At 69.7% G+C, this 15,274-nt stretch carries 13 protein-coding genes; 5 read left to right on the top strand and 8 right to left on the bottom strand.

The genetic code is table 11. The features are described 5' to 3' along the window. Both VHU88_10885 and VHU88_10890 read left to right on the top strand, forming a co-directional pair. On the top strand, nucleotides 1–194 hold a 194-nt coding region (locus VHU88_10885; GenBank protein ID HEX3612180.1), incomplete at its 5' end, for a hypothetical protein. A gap of 68 nt (nucleotides 195–262) precedes the next feature. Then, a complete protein-coding gene (locus VHU88_10890) occupies nucleotides 263–1,207 on the top strand; it encodes an alpha/beta hydrolase (GenBank protein HEX3612181.1) in 945 nt (314 codons plus the stop codon). Here the strand turns inward: VHU88_10890 and VHU88_10895 are convergent. From VHU88_10895 to VHU88_10905, 3 genes are read right to left on the bottom strand one after another with little or no spacing between them, the layout of a single operon-like run. Further along, nucleotides 1,199–1,978, bottom strand: a complete 780-nt coding sequence (locus VHU88_10895) for a glucose 1-dehydrogenase (protein HEX3612182.1) — start codon at nucleotides 1,976–1,978, stop codon at nucleotides 1,199–1,201. The two genes, VHU88_10890 and VHU88_10895, sit on opposite strands and share 9 nt — an antisense overlap. Next, nucleotides 1,975–3,981, bottom strand: coding sequence for an acetoacetate--CoA ligase (locus VHU88_10900; GenBank protein ID HEX3612183.1), 2,007 nt, complete (start codon nucleotides 3,979–3,981; stop codon nucleotides 1,975–1,977). The genes VHU88_10895 and VHU88_10900 overlap by 4 nt, the downstream gene beginning before the upstream one ends. An 8-nt stretch (nucleotides 3,982–3,989) precedes the next feature. Next, nucleotides 3,990–5,609 carry an NAD(P)/FAD-dependent oxidoreductase gene (locus VHU88_10905; protein HEX3612184.1) on the bottom strand — a complete coding sequence of 540 codons (1,620 nt, stop codon included), beginning with the start codon at nucleotides 5,607–5,609 and terminating at the stop codon, nucleotides 3,990–3,992. A gap of 191 nt (nucleotides 5,610–5,800) precedes the next feature. Here VHU88_10905 and VHU88_10910 point away from each other — a divergent pair, with 191 nt between their 5' ends. Continuing rightward, nucleotides 5,801–6,871 (top strand): hypothetical protein, encoded by a 1,071-nt coding sequence (locus VHU88_10910; protein ID HEX3612185.1) that lies wholly within the window; start codon nucleotides 5,801–5,803, stop codon nucleotides 6,869–6,871. Next, nucleotides 6,868–7,866 carry an NADP-dependent oxidoreductase gene (locus tag VHU88_10915; protein ID HEX3612186.1) on the top strand — a complete coding sequence of 333 codons (999 nt, stop codon included), beginning with the start codon at nucleotides 6,868–6,870 and terminating at the stop codon, nucleotides 7,864–7,866. The genes VHU88_10910 and VHU88_10915 overlap by 4 nt, the downstream gene beginning before the upstream one ends. Nucleotides 7,867–7,870: 4 nt before the next feature. Here the strand turns inward: VHU88_10915 and VHU88_10920 are convergent, their stop codons facing one another. From VHU88_10920 to VHU88_10940, 5 genes are all read right to left on the bottom strand, one after another. Continuing rightward, a complete protein-coding gene (locus VHU88_10920) occupies nucleotides 7,871–8,701 on the bottom strand; it encodes a class II aldolase/adducin family protein (GenBank protein ID HEX3612187.1) in 831 nt (276 codons plus the stop codon). 58 nt (nucleotides 8,702–8,759) lie between these two features. Further along, on the bottom strand, nucleotides 8,760–10,583 hold the full coding sequence (locus VHU88_10925; protein HEX3612188.1) for a S8 family serine peptidase: 1,824 nt from the start codon (nucleotides 10,581–10,583) through the stop codon (nucleotides 8,760–8,762). Between the two features lie 144 nt (nucleotides 10,584–10,727). Beyond that, nucleotides 10,728–11,930: a fibronectin type III domain-containing protein gene (locus tag VHU88_10930; protein ID HEX3612189.1), complete on the bottom strand. Its 1,203-nt coding sequence runs from the start codon at nucleotides 11,928–11,930 to the stop codon at nucleotides 10,728–10,730. A 123-nt stretch (nucleotides 11,931–12,053) separates the two neighbouring features. Beyond that, on the bottom strand, nucleotides 12,054–12,833 hold the full coding sequence (locus VHU88_10935) for a GntR family transcriptional regulator (GenBank protein ID HEX3612190.1): 780 nt from the start codon (nucleotides 12,831–12,833) through the stop codon (nucleotides 12,054–12,056). A gap of 77 nt (nucleotides 12,834–12,910) precedes the next feature. Continuing rightward, nucleotides 12,911–14,299, bottom strand: coding sequence for an MBL fold metallo-hydrolase (locus tag VHU88_10940; GenBank protein ID HEX3612191.1), 1,389 nt, complete (start codon nucleotides 14,297–14,299; stop codon nucleotides 12,911–12,913). Between the two features lie 117 nt (nucleotides 14,300–14,416). On the opposite strand from VHU88_10940, the gene VHU88_10945 reads away from it, so the two are divergent. Then, nucleotides 14,417–15,043 carry a class I SAM-dependent methyltransferase gene (locus VHU88_10945; GenBank protein ID HEX3612192.1) on the top strand — a complete coding sequence of 209 codons (627 nt, stop codon included), beginning with the start codon at nucleotides 14,417–14,419 and terminating at the stop codon, nucleotides 15,041–15,043. Nucleotides 15,044–15,274: the final 231 nt, after the last annotated feature.

Raw genomic sequence — 15,274 nt, forward strand, 5'->3', positions numbered from 1 at the left:
ACGGACCGACAGATCTTGAGAATCTGGCGCTGCTCTGCAGTCACCACCACGACACCATTCACCACCAGGGCTGGCAGATCGTGATGGCCGCCGACGGCCGGCCGGACTTGATCCCACCACCCTGGATCGACTCGCAGCGAAAACCCGGACGCAACAGGCACTGGGAAGTCCAGACCGCACTGCACCTGCGCTGAGCCACGTCGCTGGTGCGCTTGTCAGCGCCGGTACCCTCGCGGCATCCGATCCGGGAGAGGGAACGACCATGCCGCTGGACGCGCAGATCGCCGGAGTGCTGGCCCAGGCCAAGGCGATGGGTGGCAAGCCCATCCACGAGCAGACCGTCGAGCAAGCACGAGCTGCCCTCGCGATGTTGTGCACGATGGGTGGCCGGAGCACCGCAACGATCGCCGGTGCGGAGGACCGGCGCATCCCCGGTCCCGGCGGTGAGGTCCCGGTCCGGATCTACACCCCGACCGGCGCCGGGCCGTTCCCCGCGTTGTGCTTCTTCCACGGCGGCGGCTTCGTGCTCGGCGACCTCAAGACCCACGACGGGGTCTGCCGGGAGCTCGCCGCCGGTGCCGGGTGCGTGGTCGTCGCGGTCGACTACCGACTGGCGCCCGAGCACGCATACCCGGCCGCGCCTGATGACTGCGAGGCCGCGGTGCGCTGGACCGCGCAGAACGCGGCCGAGTTGAACATCGACGCGGCGCGGCTGGCGGTCGGTGGCGAGAGCGCGGGCGGCAACCTCTCAGCGGTCGTGGCGCAGCGACTGCGCGACCGTGGCGGCCCGGCGCTGGTCGGCCAGATGCTCGTCTACCCGGCCGTCCGCCTGTCCGGCGACCCGACCGCGTCGATGCTGGCCAACGCCGAGGGCTACTTCCTCGAGGTCAAGGACATGGAGTGGTTCATGAACCACTACTTCGGCGACGACATGGCGAACGCGGCGCTGGTCGACGCCTCACCGGGGTTCGCGCAGAACCTGTCCGGGCTGCCGCCGGCGCTGGTGATCACCGCCGAGTTCGACCCGCTCGACGACGACGGGCAGTTCTACGCCGCGGAGCTTCGCAATGCCGGCGTCGACACCACCCTCACCCGCTACGAGGGCGCCATCCACGGCTTCTGGAACTTCTTCGGCATCCTCAAGCTCGGCCGGGCCGCGATGGACGAGTCGATCGCCTGGCTGCGCAGCCGATTCGGCTCAGCGTGAGGTCATCCCGCCGTCCGCGGTGATGATCGACCCGGTCACGAACGACGCTTCCTCCGAGGCCAGGTACAGCGCGAGGTTCGCGATGTCCTCGACCTTCCCGAGGCGGCCGATCGGGTACTTCTCCAACGTCATCGACATGCCCTTGTCGTAGTCGCCACCGCCGCGGATCGCGACCAGGCTCTCGATCAGTGGCGTCAGCACGGTGCCCGGGCAGATCGCGTTCACCCGCACCCGCAGCGGCGCCAGGTCGTTGGCCATCGACCGCGTCAGCGCGATCACCGCGCCCTTGGCGGCGCAGTACGCGGCGACGTTCTCAACCGACACCAAGCCCGCGACCGAGGCGGTGTTGACGATGGACGCGGTCGCGCCGTCGGCCGGCGTCATGTGTCGCAGCGCGGCCCGCGAGCACAGGAACACACCCTTGACGTTGACGGCGAAGCAGCGGTCCCAGTCGCCCTCCTCGGCGACCGCGACCGAGCCGCGGCTGAAGATCCCGGCGTTGTTGAAAAGCACGTCCAACGAGCCGAGTTCGGCGGCCGCCCCGTCGATCGCCGCGTCGACCGCGGCCGCGTTCGACACGTCGGCCTCGAAGGCGAGTGCCCGACCACCGGCCTTCTCCACCAGTGCGGCGGTCTCGGCGGCCGCTTCCAGGTTCAGGTCCAGGGCGGCGATTGCGGCACCCTCGGCGGCGAAACGCAACGCTGCGGCGCGGCCGATGCCCGAACCGCCGCCGGTGATGACCGCGTTGCGGCCGGCCAGTCGTCCACTCATGCCGTGCGCTCCTCGTGTCGGGCAGCTGCGCCGAATCGTTTCGATGCGAAATCCGCGTACCAGAGCAGGGTTTCCGGGCTGTCCACCGCCGCGATGTTCGCCGCCCGCTCGACCGGCACTCCGGTGATGAGCTTCTTCACCGGCACCTCAAGGCGTTTTCCGGTCAGGGTGTGCGGGACCCCGGGCGCGGCGACGATCTCGTCTGGGATATGACGTGGCGTCAGTTTGCTGCGCAGCAGCGCGCTGATCCGACCGCGCAGGTCGTCGTCGACGACGGTCCCGGCCGCGGGCACCACGAACAGCCCGAGCCAGTAGCCGCCGCCGGGCAGGTCGACGCCGACCACCAACGAGTCGGCCACCTCGGGCATGGAGTCGACCACGTCGTAGAAGTCGCTGCTGCCCAGCCGCACGCCCGCCCGGTTCAGCGTCGCGTCGGACCGGCCGTGGATCACGAACGAGCCGTGCCCGGTCTCGGTCACCCAGTCGCCGTGGCGCCAGATGCCCGGCCAGGTGTCGAAATAGGACTCCCGGTAGCGCACGCCGTCCGGGTCGTTCCACAGGTACAACGGCATCGACGGCATCGGGCGGGTCACCACGAGCTCACCGACCTGGTCCACGACGGGTTTCCCGTTGTCGTCCCAGGCCGCGACGGCGTCGCCGGCCAGTGCCCCGGAGATCTCCCCGACCCGGACCTCGAGCAGGTCGTTGCCGCCGACGAACCCGGTGCACACGTCGGTGCCGCCGCTGGTCGAGTCCATCCGCAGGCTCGGCGAGATCGATTCGCGCACGAACCGGTAGCCGTCGGTGGGCAACGCCGAACCGCTGACCATCAACGTCCGCAGGCGCGACAGGTCGTAACGGTCGCGCGGGACGACACCGGCGTTCTGGGTCGCGGTCACCAATGCCGCGCCGAGGAACATGAGGTCGGCCCGGGTCCGCGCGGCCACCTCCCAGACCGCGCCCAGGTCGGGGCTGTTGTCACTTCCCCAGGCTGGGCTGCCCTCGTAGCAGACGATCGTCGCGCCGCGGCTGAGCCCACTGATCAGCATGTTCCACAGGACCCAGCCGGTGGAGGTGTAGCTGAAGCACCGCTCGCCGGGCCGCAGCCCGGCATAGAGCCCGGCCCACTTCAGGTTCTCCAGCACGATTCCGCCGTGCCCGTGCACCAAGCCCTTGGGAAGGCCCGTGGTGCCGGAGGTGAACAGGACCCAGAGCGGGTGCGAGAAGTCGACCTGCTCGAAGTGCGGCTCGGCGTCGCGTGCCACGACGTCGTCCCAGGGCACCGAGTCGGCCGGGCCGGGTTCGTCGAAGACGTACGGGACGTGGACCGTGTGGCGCAGTGTCGGCAGGCTCGCCCGCAGCTTGGCCACGACATCGCGCCGGTCGACGTCCTTGCCGTTCCAGTGATAACCGTCGACCGCGATCAGCAGGGTCGGCTCCAACTGAGCCAGCCGCCCGACGGTGCCCTCGGCCCCGAAGTCCGGCGAGCAGCAGGCCCAGACCGCACCCACGGCCGCGGTGGCCAGGCAGGCGACGACCGCATGCTCGGTGTTGGGCAGGTAGGCCGCGACCCGATCGCCGGGGCCGACCCCGGCCCGGCGCAGCCACCCGGCCGCTGCGGCGACGTCGCGCCGCAGTCGGCCCCAGGTCACTTCACGAGTCCTCGGGTCGCCCTCGCGGACGCACAGCAGCGCGAGCGCCTCAGCCTCGCCGAGCCGCAGCAGGTGCTCGGCCCAGTTCAGTCGGGCACCGGGGAACCAGCGCACGTCGGGCATCTGACCCTCCGTCAGTACCCGTTCGTACGGGGCCGAGGCCGCCACCTCGAAGTAGTCCCAGACCGAGGTCCAGAACCGCTCGATGTCCTCCACCGACCAGGCCCAGAACTCCCGGTGGTCAGCGAAGGTCCGGCCCTCGCGGGCCTCGAGCCAGTCGAGGTAGGCGCGCATCGCCGAATCCTTGATGCGCTCATCGCTCGGCTCCCACAGCACCGTGCCGCTGTCCACGCCGGCTCCTAGAGGTCGCGCAGCGGTCCGCCGACCCGAAGCCGGTGCAATTGCGGGTAGCCCTCGTTGAGGAACAGTTCGTTGACATCCGCCATCTGGTCGGCGGTGAAACCGCCCGGCATGCGCAGCAGGTAGTCCAGGTACTGGAAGGCGTTGCGCACGCCGAATGCGACGAACTGCAGGCCGAGCACCCGGCGCGAGTCGGCGTCGATCACCGACTTCAACAGCCCGTTCTCCCCGTTGCCCTCCAGGGCGAAGAACATCGAGCCGTCGCCGACCGGCAGCGCGCAGTCCTTCGGGTCGACCCCGTCAGGAGGCAGCTTGATCGTCACGACGTTGGCGTACTGGGCCCGCGCCTCGGCCTCGGACAGCCCGGTCCAGACCACTTCGTAGGTGGAGTGCAGGAAGTCCGGGTAGTCCTCGAAGACGTACTCGATGTGCTCGCCCATGATGTTGCGGGCGGCGGTGACCCCGGACTTGCGGGCCTTGAACATCTCGCGGGGCCCGGGGATCATGTCGCCGCACGCGTAGACGCCGGGCACGGAGGTCTGCATGGTGGCATCGACGATGATGTGGCCCTTCTCGTCCAGGTCCATGCCGAGTACCTCGAACTGGTCGGACAGCGGGCGCTCACCGGTGCCGAGGAAGACCATGTCGCAGTCGACGGTGAACTCCTGCTTGGTCGTCATGTTCCGGTAGGTCACCGACTCGACCCGGCTCTCGCCGTTGATCGACACGGGCTCGACGTCATCCTGGATGTCGATGCCGCGCCGCTTCATCGCGTTCTCGACCCAGAGCCGCATGTCCTCGTCGACGTGGATCAGGCCCTTGGTCCGCATGAGCTGACTACGCGTCAGGATGGTCGTCCCGCACCCGGTGGCCTGGAAGAAGGAGCCGTACTCGATCGCGGTCTTGCCGCCGCCGATCACGACGCACTTGTTCGGCTCGAAGTCCAGCCACGCCGGGTCGAGCATCGAGTGGAAGTTGACGACGCCCTTCAGCGTGGTGCCCGGGACATCCGGCGGGGTCGGGCGGGCACCGACGGCCAGCACCAGGTTCTTGCACTTGAAGGTCCGCCCGGCGGCCTGCACGGTGTTCTTGTCGATGACCTTGGCCTCGGCGTTGAGGATGTACTCCATGTTCAGCTGCTCTTTGGACTGGAAGTTCATGATCCCGTGCGCCGAGCCGCGGGTGCGCAGGAAGCCGTCGCGGATCTCCAGGATCGACGCGCGCTTCTTGACGTTCTCGTAATCCTCGTTCCAGTACTTGTTGCTCATGATCCGGGCGTAGTCGAGCATGCGCGCGGCCTCGGAGAACACGTGGTGCGGCACGCAGGCCTCGTGCGGGCACGAGCCGCCCAGGAACGGCCACTTGTCGATCACCAACTGGCGCCCGCCGCGAGCTCGCAAGAAGGCCGACCCGAAGCGCCCTGCGGCGCCGCCGCCGATGAAGATCGCGTCGTACTCGCGGTCGTCGACCTCCGGCGGCGCGATGTTGATGATCGGGCCCTTGGCCGGATCCACCAGGTACTCGTCGACCAGTGGCCCCCACTCACCCAGCGGGATGAACTCGTTCCAGATGTCTCTGCCGGCCGATTCATTGCCCCTGCTGTGCTGGTCGCTGCCCATGGTTGTGCCTCTCGCCTCCGGGACTGACGCTCACACGGTATGCCGGGCGAGGGGCGCGTCCTTGAGCGGCGAGACAGGAACTCGGAGGTCCGGACTTGTCCCGGACTGCGGAAGCTGGCGTGCGAGCCGGCGGGCCAGGATGGCGCATAAGGCGAGTTCGCCGGGCCACAGACCGGATCTGGAGGGCACCCATGAAGCTGCGCGGCCGCGAAGTCCTGCTCCCGACGACTCAGGTCGGTTCCTACCCCCGCCCCATCTACATGCAGGGCCGGGTCTTCGAGGTCGGCATCGACGCCCAGGAGTTCCCCAGCTTCCGCACCCGTGAGCTGTACCGGTCGGCCGTCGCCGCGGTCGTCCGCGACCAGGAGCGCGTCGGGCTCGACATCGTCACCGACGGTGGTCAGCACTACGAGAACGAGACCGACTACGAGCTGTCCGAGCTGTTCCACTACCTGCCGAACCGGCTCGCCGGGATCCAGCCCTATGGCGACCGGATCCAGGTCGGCGTCTACGACATGCCGATCTACAAGCCGACCGTGGTCGGCGAGATCGGCTGGCACCGACCGATCTTCAAGCCGGTGGCCGAGGCCGCGCAGGACGCCACCGACCGGCCCGTGAAGATCAACGTCGGCCTCGGCCCGCTGACCATGGCGCTGTTGAGCACGGACAAGCACTACAACGACCTGCCTGCGCTGGCCACCGCCTACGCCCGGGCCTACAACGCCGAGTTCAAGGACCTGGCGGCCCGCGGCGTCGACCAGATCCAGTTCGCCGAGGCATACCCGATCGTGTTCGCCCTGCTCGACCCGGCCGACTGGATGCTCGACGTCATCAACACCGCGCTGGACGGCGTGGACCTCTACAAGGTCGTGCACATGTGCTACGGCCACGAGGAGGGCCAGAACGCGGTCCCGGACTCCGGCGCGATGGGCTCGAAGATCTTCCCCTGGGCCTTCGACATCCACGCCGACCAGTTGCAACTGGAGATGGCCAGCCACAACTTCGAGGACACCAAGGCTCTGGCCTCCTGGCCGGCCGACAAGGATCTCGGCATCGGCGCGGTCGACGTCAAGAACCTCAACCTCGAGCCGGTGGCCCGGATCGCCGACTGGATCCGCGGGACGATCGCGATGGTGCCCGCCGAGCGGGTGTGCATCTCGACGGACTGCTCGATCGCCTCGGTGCGGCGGATCGTGGCGCAGAAGAAGCTGGCGTCGATGGTGGCCGCCACCGAACTGGTCCGGGCCGAGATCAACGGGTGAAGAACCGCAGGCTCCTGCTCGCCGGGCACCCGAACGCGGAGCCCACCGACGACTGCTTCGAGCTGGCGCTCGAGGAGACGCCGGAGCTCGCGTTCGGGGAGGCCCTGGTGCGGGTCACGCACCTGTCGATCGACCCGGCCCAGCGGATGTGGATGAACCCCGGCGGGGTCTATGACGTGGGGGCGCGCATCGGTGCGCCGATGCTGAGCCTCGGCGTGGGCGAGGTCATCGGGTCGCGCTCGGACCTGTACACCGTCGGCGACCGGGTTACCGGCATGCTCGGCTGGCAGGATTACGCGGTGATCGACGCCGGGGATCGGCGGGCCACGCCGGTGACCGCCGACGTACCCGGGCCGGCCGCGCTCGGGGTGTTCGGGATGAACGGCCAGACTGCGTACTGGGGCCTGCTGGACGTGGGCCGCCCGGTGCCGGGAGAGACCGTGCTGGTCTCCGCCGCCGCCGGGGCGACCGGTTCGCTGGTCGGCCAACTGGCCCGCATCGCCGGTGCCGGCCGGGTGGTCGGGTTGGCGGGCAGCGAGGCCAAACGGGCCTGGATCACCGAACTCGGCTTCGACACCGCGGTCGACTACCGGGTCGCCGATCTGCCGGAGCGGCTGGACACGGCCTGCCCCGACGGGATCGACGTCTACTTCGACAACGTCGGCGGGCCGCTGCTCGACGTGGTGCTGCCGCGGCTGAACATCGGCGGGCGGATCGTGCTGTGCGGCGCGATCTCGGCCTACAACGACAACTCGTGGGGCGCGGGGCCGGCCCAGTACCGCCAACTGATCCGCAAGCGCGGCCGGATGCAGGGCTTCATCGTGATGGACTACACGGCCCGCTATCCGGAGGCCCTCGGGCGGCTGCGGGCCTGGGTGGGGCAGGGCCGGCTACGGCACCGGGAGGATGTCGTGGACGGCCTCGACCGCGCACCCGAGGCCCTGCGCCGGGTGCTGCGCGGCGACAACCTGGGGAAGACGATCGTCGCGCTCTGACCGATCAGTCGAAGATCTCGGGCTGCTCGCGGCTGATCCGCTCCCAGATCGGCTGGAACTGGAACCAGCCGGCGAACTCGTGGCCGATCTGACTCCGCGTCAGCAACGCAACCTCGGGCTCGATCAGCCGCGGCTTCGCGCCCAACCCGGCAGCCGCGGCGTACGCCGTCAGCTGGCACTGCGCGGAGCGCTCGAGGGTCAGGAACCACCAGGCGGCCGCGTCGACGGAGGTGCCGACGGTCAGCATCCCGTGGTTACGCAGGATCACCGCTTTGTGGTCGCCCAGCGCCTGCGCGACTCGGCGGCCCTCCTCGGCGTCGAGCACCACCCCGGAGTACTCGTCGAGCAACCCGATGTCGTCGTGGAAGGCGCAGGCGTCCTGGGTGATTGGCTCCAGGGTCATCTCCAACGCCGAGAACGTCTTGCCCGCAGGGCCGTGCGCGTGCGCGGCTGCCAGCACGTCCGGCCGGTGGGCGTGCACCGCGCAGTGGATGGCGACCGCGGCGCCGTTGACCGCTCGGGTGCCCTCGACGACCCGGCCGTCCGCGTCGACGCGCACCAGATCCGAGGATCGGATCATCGCGAAGTGCATGCCGAACGGGTTGACCCAGAACGTCTCGGGGTCGGCCGGGTCGCGCACGGTGATGTGCCCGGCCACGCCCTCGTCCAGGCCGGCCCTGGAGAACATCCGGAACGCCGCGGCCAACTTGGCCTTGCGATGCGCCCGCTCCTCCTCGACGGTGTCGAAGGTCGGTGGAGTGGGCATGTCGAGGCGTTTCCCGGTCACGTCGGTCAGTGCCGCGTTCGCCACGGTCTGCTCGGTGGTGGTCGTCATCTGGTGCCCTCCAGCGGTCGGCGCCCAATTTCCCGAGCGTACCTCTCGCCGTCGACCCTCAGCTCAGCGTGATCATGACATCGTCGATGATGAACGACGTCTGCTTGGAGCTGTTCTCCTTGCCGACGAACCGCAGGGTCCCTCCGGTATAGGCGTTGTAGGTGTCCAGCGGGAGGTTCACCCGCACCGTCACGTGCAGGTATTTCGCGTAGCGGCTGTGCTGGGTGTTCGACCAGGTGCCGATCGGCGCCGCCCCGAGCGTGACAACCATCGTGTCGTGCTTGGCCGTCGAGCTGGTCTCCTTGGTGTTGATCTTCAACCAGAACGACACGGTCGCGTAGCGGCAAGCCGCGGAGAACCCGACCTTCTGCGAGAGCGTGTCGGTGGTGCTCTTCCCGTTCCCGTCGAGCCAGGCCGAGTCCTTGCCGCCGTGCGGCGAGGCGCTCCCCTTGTGCGCGCCGATGACCCCGGAGGACACCGTCCAGCCTTTGCTGCCGGACTCGAATCCCGGGTTGGTCAACACATTCCCGGACGGGCACGCGCCGACGTTCAACGGGTACGGGGTCGTGCCGGACCCGCCGAGGGCGAGCAGACCGTAGGGCGTGCCCTGTCCGGTGGGGCCGTTGTAACCGACCCCGGCCGTGCACAAGTAGGTGGGGGTGCAGGAGGTCGGGCTGTTCGTGCCGGAAGTGATGTTGTTCAACCCGGTCGAGTTGGCGGCGACGTAGGCGTAGGACGCCGACGGGTTGGAGACGTTGGCCTCGGCGATCATCGCCGCGATGATCGGTGCCGCCGCGCTGGTCCCGCCGAGCACATTCCACGGGTTGTCGGTCGAGTTGCTCTCGACGCTGCCCCAGGTGTCGTAGATCGATACGCCAGGGTTCGGGTCGGCCACCGCGGACACGTCCGCCACGGTTCGCGACGTGCAGGAGTCGTGCTGCCAGGCAGGCTTCGGCTCGTAGGCCGAGCAGCCGCTGCCGGTGGCGCCCTGACCAGTGCTGAGGTCGTTCCAGACGGTCTCGTTCCAGAGCCGCTGGCTGTTGATGCACCCCTTGCCGGTGTTGCCGCCGCACGCCTGCAGGGAGGTGCCGCCCACCGCGATGGTGTACGGGGAGGCCGCCGGGAACTCGACGCCGTAACCGCCGTCGCCGGCCGCGGCGACCATGGCGACGTTCGGGTGGGCAAAGTACGTGGCCCCGGTGCTGGAGTCGCCGGCGCTTTCCGGGCCGCCGTAGCTGTTGGAGACGGCGTGGACCCCAGGCTGACCGGCGGCCCACTTCGCCGCGATTGCCAAGTTGGCCACCGAGTCGTCATCGGCCTCGACCAGGAGGATGTGGCAGAGCGGGCAGGCGGCCGAAACCATGTCCAGGTCGAGCATGATCTCCGTCGCCCAGCCGCTGATGTCGGCGCCTGGGAGCTTCCCTCCGGTCTGGCCGACCTTGCGGAAGCAGCCGCTCCCGCAGGCCGGCAGGCTGTAGTTGGTCCGGTAGGTGGCCAGGTCGCTCTCGGCGTCGGGATCGTCGAACGAGTCGATGATCGCCACCGTCGCGCCGGCGCCTTGATCGACCGGGATGTTGTAGGCGGACTGGATGTCCGAGGGACCGTAGCCCTGCTGGGGGTCGACCACCTGCGGCAGGACCCCCTCCACCGCCGAGCGCTTGCGGATGTCGGTTCGGCGCCGCGCGAAGCAGGTGAAGTGGCCCGGCTGCGGCTTCACCGGGCACACTTTCTGGGTCGGGGCCGACCCGGACGCCTGGGCGCGGCCACCTGAGTGACCGACCGCCGCCGTCGTCCCGAGCAGCATCACCAGTGCCCAGACGAGCACGACCCGGCGACCTGGCACGAACGACGCGGAACCGCTCCGGCCGACGTGACGCGTCATGAGCTCCCCCGGGACGGCTGTACGAAAACCGGAAGTTCCCGGTCGATACCGGGTTGACGGTAGCTGGTCCGGATTCGATCCGTGCACCGGTTTGGCCAGGTTTGACCCGTCAGTCCGCATACGCGACGGTTCGGATCCAGCCGGTCACTTCCCCTTGGTGGTGACGTAGGTCGACTGGTGGCCGGTCCCGACCTCGGTCACTGCGGCGACCTTGTAGTAGTAGCGCTTCCCGTGCTTCGCGCTCGAGTCCGTCCACGAGCAGGAGGCGGTGGTGCAGGCGACCGTCTGGTACGCCGACAGATGGCCGCCCGAGGTGCCGCGATAGATCAAGTACCCGGTGATCGGCTCGCCGCCGGTGGACGTCGGAGCCTGCCAACTCAGGCTGACGCTGCCCCGTTTCTTGCCTGCCTTGGCGACGGGGCTGCGCGGCGCACCGGCGATGCTCACCGGCACCGCTCCGCCGCACACCAGGTCGGCGTCCAACGCCGTGGACGGGGTCGGGCGGACGAGGTACTGGGCCAGCAGGGCCGGTGCACCGGTGAACGACTGTGCACAGGCCCGGTAGGCCTGGTACTCGTCGAAGCTCCCGGTCGGGACCCAGAGCGGGGCCTTCGACATCGGGTGATTGGGCGTCAGATTCCAGGCCCGCTCGTAGGAAGCGGCGTCGGCGGAGTTGTAGCCGCCGGTGATCTCCTGCCACTGCAGCCCGGTCGAGTAGATGCCGACCTGCGCGACACCGGCCGCGTAGAGCCCGTCCATCTCGCCCTGCAGGACTGCGGCGTTCGAGACTTTGTCGGCCGCGGAACCGGAGGTGATGGCCGCGCCGGCCGGGGCCCAGGTGTTGCCGCCGACCTCGACGTCCAGCCACCAGATGCCGGTGGTCACGGCATCGCCGGCGCGGTTCTTGGCCCCGGCGACGGCGTTCTGGCCGGCGGCGTAGCCGTAGTCGTAGGCGCAACCGGAGTCGTCCGGGCTCGTAGTGGCGCAAGCGGCCGGCGGCAACGTTCCTGGCGGTGGCCAGTTGGCGTTCTGAGCCGACGGCCCCGGGTTCGCGGTGTTGACGTACAGCCCGGGCGTGACGCCCGCCGCGGCCGCCTGCTGGTACCAGGTCCCGAGGCAGCTGTAGTAGTTGAACGGCTTGCCCGCGGTGACGCCGAGGATCGAGAACGTCGCACCGGACGGGACCGGCGAGGCAGCCGTCGCGGACGTGCACTGCGGGAAGGAGATGTCGTAGCCCACCGAGCCAGGTGGGGCCGAGACGGTGGCCGCTTCGGCCGGCGCGGCTGCCGATGCAGCGAACACTGTGAGCCCGACGCAGAGCCCGATCGAGAACAACCGCGCAGCCACCGCGTACCCCCCAGTGCGATCAGTGGTCGATTTCCACCCTCACACGGCCGGATCGGGCAGACATCAGCCGAACGTGCCAAAACTTCCCCGTCCGATCGGGCCAGGGGCACACCCGGTCAAGGGTCAGCGCGCGCCCATCCCGGTGACGTCGATCCGGTAGCGCTCCGAGCCGGGCCACTCCGTGGTCATCGCGAACCGGTCGCCACGGATGATGCTCCGGCGGAACTCGACCGGCGCGTCGCCCAGGCAGCCGATGCGCTCCACCGCCAGGACCGCGGTGCCGGCGGCCATCCCGAGGAGCTTGCGGGTCGGCTGGTCCGGGATCGTCGCCCGGATGGTCTCGCGGCCGCCGGTCAGCCGCTTGCCGGTCAGCCGGGACAGCTCGTCGTAGATGCCGGAGTGCCCGAACTCGCCGGCCAGCAACGGTTCCGCGAGCGAGCGCACGAGCCACGCCTGGTCGACCGCGAGCGGTTCCCCGTCGGCCAACCGGAGCCGTTCGAGGAAGACGAACTCGACGTCCGGCTGGTGGCCCAGCCGCGCGGCGACGTCGGGTTCGCGGCGCACGTCGAGCATCCGCACCTGGCTGATCTGCTCCAACCCGGCCGCCTCGACCGAGCGGAAGAGCGAGTACATCGTGCCCAGTGGTTGGTCGATGGACGGTGGGCGCACCGAGGTGCCCCGGCCGCGGGCCGAGACGACCGTCTCGTCGGCGCGCAATCGGCGCAACGATTCGCGGATCGTGTGCCGACTGACCCCGTACTGCTCGGTGAGGTCGTGCTCGCCGGGAAAAGTGACGGCGAACTCACCGGCGGTGATGCGGCGCCGCAGATCGGTCTCGACCTGCTGCCACAGCGGCACCCCGCTGTCGTTGTCCGGGAGCCGCGGACCGCGTCGCGCCGCCACACCCACCTCACCCGTGCCGTCCGTTCCACCGCCGCGCCGAGTCTAGGTCAGTTGGCGGGGCCCAACCGGGAGCGCAGTCAGGCCGGCTGGGTCTCCGCGGTCCACGCGGTCCAGCCGCCGAGCAGGTCGGAGACATCACCGAAGCCGTGGGCCTCGAGCAGGCTCGCGGCGGCGATCGACCGGTAGCCGCCCGCGCAGTGCACCAGCACCGGCCGGTTCGGGTCGAGATCGGCGAGGCTGGTCCGCAGGTTGCTCACGCACAGGTTGACCGCCCCCGGCAGCGCGCCGCCTTCGTGCTCGCCCTTGGCGCGTACGTCGAGGATCTGCAGGTCCGGGCTCGCCGCGATCCGGTCGGCAGCCTGACGGACCGTCAGTCGACTGGACCGCACGACCAGCTCCGGGTTCCGGTCGAGTTCGGTCGGGTTGCTGACGAAGGCGGTGACCTGGTCGATGCCGACCCGGGCCAGCCGCAGTCGGGCCTCGGCGCAGGCCTCTGGGGAGCCGAACAGGATCACCGGCTGCTCGTCGGCGTGCACCGCGGCGGCGTACTCGGCGAACCGTCCGGAGAGCCCGACGTTGACGGCGTGCCGCAGGTGAGCGGCGGCAAAGGCCTGGTCGTCGCGCACATCGAGCAGCAGGTAGCCGGCGCCGGCCCGGCGCACCGCGGTCACCGCGTCGATCTGCTGTACCGGCAGGTCTGGGTCGAACGGGACGTGCCCGGCCTTGTTCACCTGTACCTCGCCCGCGAAGTACGCCGGCGGCGCGTTGAGCCCCGCGGTCACCGCGGACACGAAGTCGTCCTCGCTCATCGGTGCCAGCGCGTAGTTGCTGCGGCGCTGATCGCCCAACGTGGAGACGGTGTCGGTGGACAACGCCTTCCCGCAGGCACTGCCCGCGCCGTGGCCGGGGTAGACGAGGACGGAATCCGGCAACGGCAGGATCTTGTGCCGCAGCGACCGGAACAGGTCGCGCGCCATGTCCTCGGGGGTGCGCCCGGCGGCGCCCAGCAGGTCTGGACGGCCGACATCGCCGAGGAACAACGTGTCGCCGGTCAGGATCGCGTGCGGGGCCGGGTCGGCGCCGTGCTCGAACACCGCCAGGGTGATCGACTCCGGGGTATGCCCCGGGGTGGCCAGGACCTCCAGCGCGACGCCGGTCGCCGGGTCGCCCAACGGAATGCGTTCGCCGTCGACCAGGCGGCGGATGGTGAACTCCACCGGGGCGGTCTCGCCCATGGCGATGCTCGCGCCGGTGCGTTCGGCCAGTTCGGTGTGCCCGGGGATGAAGTCGGCGTGGACGTGGGTCAACACGACCATCTCGATGGTCAGGCCGGCCGCTGCCGCGTCGGCCAGGTACTCCCCGACATCGCGGCGCGGGTCGACGACCACGGCGCGTCCGGAGACCTCGTCGGCGATCAGGTACGAGGCCTGCGACAGACATCCGAGGTAGTACTGCTGCAGGATCATCGCTGCCCCTCCGTTGCCGCCGGACCGTGTTCGGTACAAATGTACGTACAAGAGCCGGGTAGCGCGAGAGGCACCCCGGCGAAGTTGGCTCTCGGGCGGGACGGAGGAGCGGTATCGATGTCCGACGAGCACACGGCGGTGCGCTGGGACGGCATCTACGCCGAGAGCAGCGGGCTGACGAACAGCTGGTACCGGCCCGAGCCGGCGTTCGCGCTCGAGGTGGTCGCCGAACTCGGGATGCCGCTCGACGGCGCCGTCGTCGATGTCGGGGGCGGCGCCGGGAACCTCGTCGACGGCCTGCTGGCGGCCGGGCACAGCGATCTGACCGTGGTCGACCTGTCGGCCACCGCGTTGGACATCGCCCGCCGCCGGCTGGGCCTGGTCGGCGACCGGGTCGCCTGGGTGGCCACCGACGTGCTGAGCTGGACGCCACCGCGGACATACGCGCTCTGGCACGACCGCGCCATGCTGCACTTCCTGGTCGAGCGGGCCGACCGCGCTCGCTACCTGACGGTGCTGCGAGCCGCCACGGCTCCGAGCAGCCACGTCGTGCTTGCGACGTTCGCCCCGGACGGTCCGACGTCCTGCTCCGGAGCCCCGGTGCACCGCTACGACGGTGCCCGGCTCGCCGAACTGCTCGGACCGGACTTCGGCCCAGGCGTCGTGCTGCGCGAGATCCATCGGACCCCGGCTGGGCATGAGCAGCCGTTCACCTGGGCTGTCTTCACCCGCCTGCAGACGTAGGGCGTGGCTCAGCGCAGGTGCAGTGCGGTCTGGGTGAGCCAGTGCTGGTTGCGTCTGGGTCTTCGCTGCGGGTCCAACCATGGTGGGGGTCGGAACTCGGGTTTTCCGTCTGCCGCGATTGTGACTTCCCAGCCGCGGTGGTGAACGGTGTCGTGGTGCCGGTCGCACAACAAGACGGTGTTTGTCAGGTCCGTCGGCCCGCCCTGTGACCAGTGACGAATGTGGTGCGCC

This window comes from Sporichthyaceae bacterium, from assembly GCA_036269075.1.
GTDB lineage: Bacteria > Actinomycetota > Actinomycetes > Sporichthyales > Sporichthyaceae > DASQPJ01.

Bases quoted from the DNA above. Each gene is read 5' to 3' on its own strand.
- VHU88_10890 (HEX3612181.1), top strand. From the start codon at position 263: ATGCCGCTGGACGCGCAGATCGCCGGAGTGCTGGCCCAGGCCAAGGCG.
- VHU88_10895 (HEX3612182.1), bottom strand. From the start codon at position 1,978: ATGAGTGGACGACTGGCCGGCCGCAACGCGGTCATCACCGGCGGCGGT.
- VHU88_10905 (HEX3612184.1), bottom strand. From the start codon at position 5,609: ATGGGCAGCGACCAGCACAGCAGGGGCAATGAATCGGCCGGCAGAGAC.
- VHU88_10910 (HEX3612185.1), top strand. From the start codon at position 5,801: ATGAAGCTGCGCGGCCGCGAAGTCCTGCTCCCGACGACTCAGGTCGGT.
- VHU88_10920 (HEX3612187.1), bottom strand. From the start codon at position 8,701: ATGACGACCACCACCGAGCAGACCGTGGCGAACGCGGCACTGACCGAC.
- VHU88_10925 (HEX3612188.1), bottom strand. From the start codon at position 10,583: ATGACGCGTCACGTCGGCCGGAGCGGTTCCGCGTCGTTCGTGCCAGGT.
- VHU88_10940 (HEX3612191.1), bottom strand. From the start codon at position 14,299: ATGATCCTGCAGCAGTACTACCTCGGATGTCTGTCGCAGGCCTCGTAC.
- VHU88_10945 (HEX3612192.1), top strand. From the start codon at position 14,417: ATGTCCGACGAGCACACGGCGGTGCGCTGGGACGGCATCTACGCCGAG.